Genomic DNA, 8,745 nt, shown 5'->3' on the forward strand with positions numbered 1-8,745 from the left:
CGGACCCACCCTGGTGTTGAGGGTGTGGCCCATGACTCCATCGCGAGCAAGCTCGCTCCTACTGGGCTGGCGGCGCCGGTTCCGGTTCGTTGGTCACCCGCAGCAATCCCCACAAGCCGGAGGTATTGCCGTAGGCGCCGTAGTCGCGGTACAGGTAGTCACCCGGTATGGCGTTACTGCCCCCGGCACTTGGGTGCATGAAGCTGAAGTGCGCGGCCGGCAGGATGCTTTCCCGGGCGCCGATGTACATCGACATCGGGTTGTAGCCGAACCGCACCGAACCCACGCCCGGGGTACCCATCGGATAGCCACCGGTATCGCTCTTCTCCGACTGGAACGGGTTGACCGACCACACGTGGCCATCCAGCTGAAAGGTCGTGCCACGGCTGCCACCGGTTGGCAACAGGATGTGCGTACGGAACGGTTGCCCCGGTTTTGCATAGAGCACCGGTGTCTGTGGATCGCCGCCGATCAGCGCATTGCTGTAGGCCATGTGCGCGTTAGGCACGTCGCCGTAGCCGGCACCACCGGCGTGACCGAAGGGTGCATCCGGCGCCAGCCCGAAGCGGAACCACAGCGGCTCGGCCTTGTAGTTGATAGCCATGCTCGAGTTGTCCTGCGGATCGTTCGGCACCCCGAACCCTTCGGCCGCAATGCCTTCCACCGGCCGACCGTTAGCCCAGCGCATGTTCAAGGCTTTCTGCCAGACCATCGCAAAGTCGCGGTATACCGCCTGCCCTGGCGCCGTAACCGTGGCGTTGGTCTTGCGGGCGTCTTCGACCCAGGTCGCGCCGATCGGAAGGATGGACATTGCCCCACCCAGGCCTTTCTGCCCTTGCTTGATCACGTCCGCCGGGGTGATGTTCAGGCCGCCGAACTCCACCGCCGTAGCGTTGATGTTGTCGACACTACGACCCAGTTGCGTCACCGGCTTGCCCTCACGCTCCAGGTGCCCGGCGTAGTACTGGTAGGTACGAGTCGGGTAGGCCCCGGTATTGCCGACCCGTGGTGGCACGGTCTGGATCGGGTTGGCGCCGACGTTGACACCGTCGGACTTGGTGATGTCGTACGCCAGCAGCTGGGCATGCAGGCCCACATGGCTGGACGGCCGGATCAGGTTGTTGCTGAAGATGGTCGAGCCCTGACCACTGTTGCGATCACGCTTGACCAGGCCTTGCACCGCAGCAGTCTGCGTCAGGTCGGGCATGACCAGCGGCAGGCGGTTCTCCAGGGTGACGTTGATGCAGTCACCCGCCGCCGCACGCAATACCAGCGGCTCTACCGGAACGCCGGGTTTGAGCTTGCCGGTGTTCGGGTCGAGGTCGGACTTGCGCACGTACAGGATGGCGGTCGGATCATGCAGCGGCCCGCTTTGCCCGCCGATGGTGATGGTTTCGCCATCTTCAGGATCGGTCACCGTGACCTGCGGGATGTTGACCGTCCGCGAGTTGAACACCAGGGTGCCGCCCGCCGGATTCAACGGCCCGCCGACGTGCTGGCCGAGGCCGGCAGGATCGCCGATGGTCAGGTTCAACGGGTTGCGCAGGATGTCATTGGCCAGCGCCGCGACCACTTCATAGTTGCGTTGCACGGTCGGCCGGGTGCCGATGCCGCTGGGGTTGGCGCTGATCCGTGGGCAGGAACCTTCGTAGGCCACGGTGTTGCGCATGCCCGCCGGTTTCGGGTTGTTCGGCAAGGCGAACAGGTCGCTGCGCTGGGCGGTGTAGTTGCGCATAACACCCCAGATACCGTTCCAGTAACCCTCGATGGAGGCATCCATGGAGTACAGGTAGTCACCCGTGGTCGCCGCCGAACTGGAGAGTATCGATACCGGTGCGTTGAAACCCATCTGCTCGGAGATGCCGACCATCTGCGAGGCGCGCCAGCCGGAGTTGGAGCTCATGCCGAAGCCGGAACCGCTCTGCAGCCATTTCACCCCGTGCAGGGTCACGTTGTGCTCCTCCTCATGGCCACCGGCATGCAGGCGCAGCCGTACGTTGTCACCGGTATAGGTGCGCAACATCGGGGTGAACGGGTCGCCAGGTTCGGCGCCGCCACGGTTGATGTGCGGTGGGAACAGCGTGGTGCCGCCGGTTGGGCCGGTCGCCGAGGTGACCAGGTTGGGCGCCAGGTTCATGGCAGCGATGGCACGGTCGGTACGGCTTTGCATGGCGTACGCGAGGTCGCCCCCCAGGCCGTCCGCCTGCATGCCGCGCTTACCGTCAGGGCCGAGTTTGTTCGGGTCATACACCCGCAACGCCAATGGCTCGTTGCGATAGTTGACGACGAACATGCCTGGGTCATCCACCGAGATTGCCTGCGGACACGGCCGGGTCGGGCAGCCTGGGACCATGCCGCCCTGCACTTCGATGATGCCGTCCAGCAGGTTGCTGGCGTTGTTGCGCACAGGCGGGTTGATGGCGTAGCGGAAGCTGTCCGCAGTGGCCGGGAACGCCGTCGGGTTGGGCACGCCATTGGGGCCGGCGCCCACGTACACACCGGCTTCATAGGCGTGCTGGAAGTCGCTGTACTCAAGGAAGAACTCGCGGAAACTGTCGTTCTTGCCGTCGCCATCCAGGTCGCCGGTGGACACCACTGCTTGCCACGAAGTCGGCCCGCCGTCTTGCCGAGCGCCGCTGTACAGCTGCTCGCCGGTCTCGGCGTGGAACCAGGTGGAGCCGGCAGGTTCAGCCAGCACGGTGGCGTACAGGCCAATCTGTTGGTGAGTCGATGGGCCGAGGTGGTCGTGGGTGAAGATGGTCCCCAGGCCACGGTCGACGCCTTTGGTATTAACCACCGGATCGACGAACCAGCGCTGCATTGCCGTCCGTGCACCGACCCAGTCCGCCCGACCGTATTGACCGAAGAACGGATGGTTCTTGGCTTTCGGGCAGGCCGGCGTGCCGTCACGCGGATCGGCGCCCAGGCACTGGTTGAATTCGCGAATGGCGTGGATACGCTCCTGCACGGCGCCTGGGGAGAGCACGCCATCTTCGTAGTTCCAGCCGTTGGCCGAGCCGTCGGCCGCCGTCAGGTCCCATTTCGGCAGGTGGATATGCTGGCCGATCACGTCGGTTGGGGTGCGCACCTGATAATCGTCCATCTCATAGGTGGCCGGCACCAGGTTGGTTTGCTGGTACTGCACGCAGTCGAACGTGTTCATGCGCATTACCAGAGGCTCTGGTGGCCGCTGCTTGGTGATCACCGGCCAGGCGTCTTCCCACAGGGCCAGAATGCGCGCTTGCGGGAAGTGGTAACCGACCTTGTTGTACACCGCATCGAACTGGATGTTCGCGGCTTTGTAGACCCTTGGACGGTCGGCAGTGAAGGTCGACGAACCGGTGTAGGACATGCCGTCGATACGCTCGCCGCTGGCAAACTCGCCAGTACCGGCGCTGCTGGTCAGGCGTTTTTGCCGGTCGTCCATGCAGGGTTCGTAATAAGGCGCGCCGGCAATGGGCAAGGCGCCATTGGTGCGGAAGGCTCGCGCCACGATCTGGTTGCCTGGCAGCAACGCGTAGCTTGGGTGGTCTTTCTTGGCATGGAAGGCCATCGCTGCCTGTTCCACCTCAGTGCCCTCTTCCGGCATGTAGATGGGTTTGGCGCGGGTCACTTCCTTGGAGAAATCCAGCGAGGTGGTGATGGTGTTTGCTTCACCGCCAGCAGAAAAGCCGTCCAGCGAATGACGGCCCAGGCCGCCATCCCAGCCACCGGATTGCGCCGGGTCGAGGTTGGCCCACAGTGAATTGCCGCTGGTTTTCAAGGCCTGGGCCTTGGCTGCATCAAGCATGTCCAGGGGGGGGGTCGGTGGGCGTTGGCCGACCGACGTTTCCATACCGCCGATCCAGAATGGGTAGCCAGGGTTTTTCAGGCTGCCATCGGCATTGCGGTTGGCTTCGCTGCGATCCACCAGGGCCAGCGAACCGATGGCCTGGGCACCACCGGTGCCACCTTGGTGGTCATCATCGTCGTCTTCTTCATCGTCATCGTCGTGACCGGCCACCAGGGTTTCACCGATTTTCGGCACGACCGCGACCTTGCCTGGCATCGGCGCCATAGCCTTGCCGGGCAGCGGCACTACCGCTGGAATCGGGGTACCGGCGATGATCTCGCCATCAGGCAGGGCCCGGGCACCCGCCGCGGGTTTACCGCTACGCAGGGCATAGGGTTCGCTGTGGTAACCGTCGTCGCCTTGTTGTGAGACTTCGAGTTTGGTGCCTTCTTCAAACACGTCATGCACCCGCCACATGGCCCACATGCCCTGGGCAAAGTGCGGGTAGAAGTGGCAGTGATAGATCGCATCGCCGGCCACGCGGTTGCGGTTGCCCGAACCACCGTTGGCGATTTCATAGGTGTAGCCGGCGCCCGGGCCGATGCCCTGGGCATCCACGTAGTCGGAGTTGTCGTCATTGGGGTTGAACAGCCACTGGTGCCCGTGCAGGTGGAAAATGTGCTGCTCGTGACCGTTGTGGGTGTTGCGGAATTTCACGAAGTCGCCGATGTAGCTGTGGTTGACGTTGGACGGCTCAGACGGGTATAGCGCCATGGTGGCCTTGACCCCGATCTGGTCGGCGCGCGGGGTTTCCCCGGGACGAATGTTTTCCAGGCCGGCGTTGGCCGGCACATCCACCAGCATCGCCACGTCGCCGACGGTGTGCGAGCTGAGGAAGAACTCTTCGTAGGCGCAGGACAGGCAATCGTGCATCGGCCCGACGCCCAGGCGGTTGGCGACCACTTCGGCGCCCATGCCGCCGGAGCCATAGTTGATCATGAACGAATCGCGGGTCGGTTCCAGCACGTGGGCCATCACCGGGTCTGCCCAGTAAGCGGGGAATGCCTGGGTGGCCGCGGTTTCATCCTGGAATTGCGAGGCGAAATCGCGGAACGGTTCCAGCCGGTTGGGCAGCGCCGGGTTGCGTTTGCCAATGGCTTCCAGGGGGTAGGTCGAAGGCGGGAAGCTGCCGTCGGCGTTGCTGCCCATGACGATCGCGTCACTCTCGCTGGAAATGATTTCGCTGCCGTCGACCATATTGATAATCGGCGTGCCGGCCTTGCCTTCACGGATCCACGGCTCGCGCTGCGGGTAGCGTGCCTGGTAATCAACGATCGGTTGTCCGGTCGGTGTACGCCCGGTGCTGGCCAGGCGCATCTCTTCTTCCGTCACGGTGTTGCGATAGGAGCGGCCGCCCTTTGGCACTACCACCACTTCGCCGAACAGGCCATTGGCGACGTTACCGGCAGCGCCTTCACCACCGAAGGTAGCGCCACGGCTGCTGGCGGCGAAAGCGCCTTCGCGTTCGGCATACAAGGTATAGGAGCGGCTTGCGCCGGGGGCGACCAGGGTGTTGGCATTGCGGCCGGTATAGGAGGAAATGTCGTCGATACTGTTAACCGCCTGCATGCCGTTAACCTGGAAGCCGACATGGCGGTCCGTGACCTGCTCGTCGACCTTGAAGTCATCGACTGCACCAATTTCAACTTCGCCTTCGATTTCCCCTTCTTCTTCCTCCCCGCCGTCATGACGGCCGGGGTTGGCTTGATAGGCCAGCAGGTTCTGCAGGTTGATGGTCAGGCAATCACCGGCTGCCACGCGCAGCACCAGGGGCCGCGGACGCTTGTCGGGCCGCAGCGAGACCTTGCCTGGCACTGCCGTGCCACCCTGGGCCAGTGATCTGTTGTGGTCGTCGACCACATCGCGGCGCAGGGCGAACATCATGCCGTTGACGTTCTGTGCGCCGAGTCGGTTGAACATCAGCGGCTGGTCCAGCGCCACGACGTTTGCCACCAGATTGCGCTCGCAGCGCAGAGCGGCCTGGGCCGCTTCCAGGCCGAACATCGGCACCAGAAACAGCAGCAGATTAAGCAGGTGATGAGCGTTGGGTTTGCCGGTCATGATCACGGGCCTCGGTGGGGTGCTCATTGGGAATACGTCTCGTCAAAAATCACTTCAGCAATCGCCATGCCATAAAACTTTTTGTTATTTTTCAGAAGGTTATACGGACGATTTGATAAGTCGGGGGAAATCCCCCACCCATTCCCCGGTTTGCGGGTTAACCGATGCCTGTCGGTTTTCCCCACAATTGGGGAATCCCCCAATCACAGCGGAGCATCCACGGCCAGCCCCTGCAGACGCCGGTATTGGCGCAGGACGCTGGGCACATAGCGCTGGGTTTCGGCGAACGGCGGGATCACTCCGCCACGGCTGATCACTGCCTGTGGCCCGGCGTTGTAGGCCGCCACGGCGAGGGCGATGTCGTTGTCAAACAGGGTCATCAGGCGCTTGAGGTATTTGGCCCCGCCCTGAATGTTCGCCTTGGGGTCGTAGACATCCTTCACCCCCAGCTCCCGGGCGGTGTCGGGCATCAACTGCATCAACCCGCCCGCGCCTTTGGGCGAGGTGGCGCCGGAGTTGTAGCTGGACTCGGCCTGGATCACCGCATGCAACAGCGCCGCCGGTAACTGGTTGGCCGTGGCCGCTGCCGACACCAGTTCGGCATAGGGCCGCGCGGCAACCATCTGCGGCTGCTGGTCGAGGCTGACCTGGGCCACCTCAGGCTCACGGATCACCCGTTCATAGTGGCGGCCGGGACGGTGGACGTTGGACAGGACGTAGCTGCCCTTGGCGTCGACGGAAATGAACACATCGGCGTGCGCGAACCCGGCCAGCAACAGCACGCCCAGCAGTCCCGCAGTGAATGACTTGATCATTGGTACCTCCCCTGACCTGCCCCGAAAAATGGGGGTAATGCCCCAATGACAAGTCGTGAACCAGACGTACGCAAGCACCGTGCCGTAACTGTAAAGCCCCTTATTACGGGGGTTGCAGGGCAATGACCGGGCCTGTGCATGGCAATTGCATAAGGCTTTCGCGCGACCCTTCCGTCTATGTGTGAGGTCATCATGAAACAGCGTCAGTGCTGTATTGCGCGTAGCTATACCCCCCGAGCTCAGCGCGGGTTCACCCTGCTCGAATTGCTTGTGGTGCTGGTGGTGCTTGGCCTGTTGGCCGGCATCGTCGCGCCGAAGTACTTTGCCCAGCTCGGCCGCTCGGAAGTGAAAGTGGCCAAGGCGCAGATTGAAGGCCTGGGCAAGGCGCTGGACTTGTACCGCCTGGAGGTCGGGCATTACCCCTCGACCGAACAAGGCTTGCAGGCGCTGGTGACCGCGCCCAGCGATGAAACCCGCTGGACCGGCCCCTACCTGCAGAAAAAACTGCCCCAGGATCCGTGGGGACGTAATTACAACTACCGCTACCCCGGGGAAAACGGCGAGTACGACCTGCTGTCCATGGGCAAGGACGGCCAACCTGGCGGCGAAGGCGAAAACGCCGAAGTCACCAGTTGGCAATGACGGGAGTGGCGACCATGCGGTTTCATCTCAAGGCAGTGGGAAAGGCCGGCGTCGTGTCGGTGACCGTCGAGGCCCAGGGCGACAGCGAGGCGCGGCGCATGGTCGAGGACCAGGGCTTGCGCGTCGTCAGCCTGCAGGCCGACCGGCGCTGGCAAGCGCTGCGCCTGCACAAACGCGAAACCTTCAACCTGGTGTTGTTCAGCCAGGAGCTGACCACGCTGCTCAATGCCGGCCTGCCACTGATCGATGCACTGGAAAGCCTGGCGGAAAAAGAAAACGCGCCCCAGGCCCGCAAAACCTTGAGCGAGCTGGTGCGCTTGCTGTACGAGGGCAAATCCTTCTCCCAGGCATTGGGCCAGTTGTCTGCGGTTTTCCCGCCTCTCTACGTCGCCTTGGTACAGTCCAGCGAGAAGACCGGCGCCGTGGGTGATGCACTGGGTCGGTATGTCAGCTATCGCCAGCGCATGGACGAGGTTCGCCAGAAGATCGTCAGCGCTTCGATCTACCCTATGCTATTGCTGGTGGTAGGAGGTGGCGTGGTGTTATTCCTGATGGGCTACGTGGTGCCGCGCTTCAGCCTGGTGTTCGAGGGGCTGGGGTCGAACCTGCCGTGGTTGTCCCAGGTGCTGATGAGTTGCGGGATGTTCCTGCATGCGCATCAGGGTGAATTTTTCGGTGCCCTGGTGGCCATCGTCGTCGCCCTCGCCTTTCTCCAGCGCCAGCCGGCCTTTCGTCGTGGCGTCGATCGCGTGATCGAACGACTGCCGGCGGTTCATCAACGTATTTTCATGTACGAACTGGCACGCTTCTACCGCTCCCTGGGCATTCTGCTGCAGGGCGGTATCCCGCTGGTCACCGCCATGGGCATGGTCCGCGGCCTGCTCACCGTGCCCTCCCGCGTACGCCTGGACCAGGCCTGCGAACGGGTACGCGAGGGTCAATCGCTGTCCGCCGCGCTGGAGCTCAATCACCTGGTGACACCCGTGTCCCTGCGCTTGCTGCGTGCAGGCGAACAGTCCGGCAACCTCGGGCAGATGATGGAACGCAGCGCCGACTTCTATGACGAAGAAATCAGCCGCTGGATCGAATGGTTTGTACGACTGTTCGAACCGCTGCTCATGACGTTCATTGGCCTGTTGATCGGGGTGATCGTGATCCTGATGTACATCCCCATCTTCGAACTGGCCTCGAGTATTCACTGATACACCCACAACAAGACGGAGATCGATATGCACATGAAGAAGCTTTTGCTCGCAGTGGCTATTGGCGCAGTTCTGTCGGCATCGACTGTACTGGTTCCCGATGGATTGTCCGGGATGTCCAGCGCTCAGGCTAAGGATGGTGGTGGTGGCGGAGGAAGTGGTGGCGGCGGTGGCGGTGGCGGTGGCGGTAATG

General features: G+C 63.0%; 4 protein-coding genes. 2 read left to right on the forward strand and 2 right to left on the reverse strand.

The features are described 5' to 3' along the window. Window positions 1-58: 58 nt before the first annotated feature. On the reverse strand, window positions 59-5,893 hold the full coding sequence (gene mnxG, locus IMW75_RS24355) for a manganese-oxidizing multicopper oxidase MnxG (RefSeq protein ID WP_205893979.1): 5,835 nt from the start codon (window positions 5,891-5,893) through the stop codon (window positions 59-61). A 203-nt stretch (window positions 5,894-6,096) separates the two neighbouring features. Next, window positions 6,097-6,708 carry a lytic transglycosylase domain-containing protein gene (locus IMW75_RS24360; protein WP_209012927.1) on the reverse strand — a complete coding sequence of 204 codons (612 nt, stop codon included), beginning with the start codon at window positions 6,706-6,708 and terminating at the stop codon, window positions 6,097-6,099. Between the two features lie 192 nt (window positions 6,709-6,900). Between IMW75_RS24360 and gspG the strand changes: the two genes are divergently transcribed. Continuing rightward, on the forward strand, window positions 6,901-7,350 hold the full coding sequence (gene gspG / locus IMW75_RS24365) for a type II secretion system major pseudopilin GspG (RefSeq protein ID WP_205893978.1): 450 nt from the start codon (window positions 6,901-6,903) through the stop codon (window positions 7,348-7,350). 14 nt (window positions 7,351-7,364) lie between these two features. Further along, complete coding sequence (locus IMW75_RS24370; RefSeq protein WP_045058829.1) at window positions 7,365-8,552, forward strand: type II secretion system F family protein; 1,188 nt, start codon at window positions 7,365-7,367, stop codon at window positions 8,550-8,552. The last annotated feature ends 193 nt before the right edge of the window (window positions 8,553-8,745 follow it).

The sequence above is a fragment of the Pseudomonas gregormendelii genome, assembly GCF_017114825.1.
GTDB lineage: Bacteria > Pseudomonadota > Gammaproteobacteria > Pseudomonadales > Pseudomonadaceae > Aquipseudomonas > Aquipseudomonas gregormendelii.

Bases quoted from the DNA above. Each gene is read 5' to 3' on its own strand.
- mnxG (WP_205893979.1), bottom strand. From the start codon at position 5,893: ATGACCGGCAAACCCAACGCTCATCACCTGCTTAATCTGCTGCTGTTT.
- IMW75_RS24360 (WP_209012927.1), bottom strand. From the start codon at position 6,708: ATGATCAAGTCATTCACTGCGGGACTGCTGGGCGTGCTGTTGCTGGCC.
- gspG (WP_205893978.1), top strand. From the start codon at position 6,901: ATGAAACAGCGTCAGTGCTGTATTGCGCGTAGCTATACCCCCCGAGCT.
- IMW75_RS24370 (WP_045058829.1), top strand. From the start codon at position 7,365: ATGCGGTTTCATCTCAAGGCAGTGGGAAAGGCCGGCGTCGTGTCGGTG.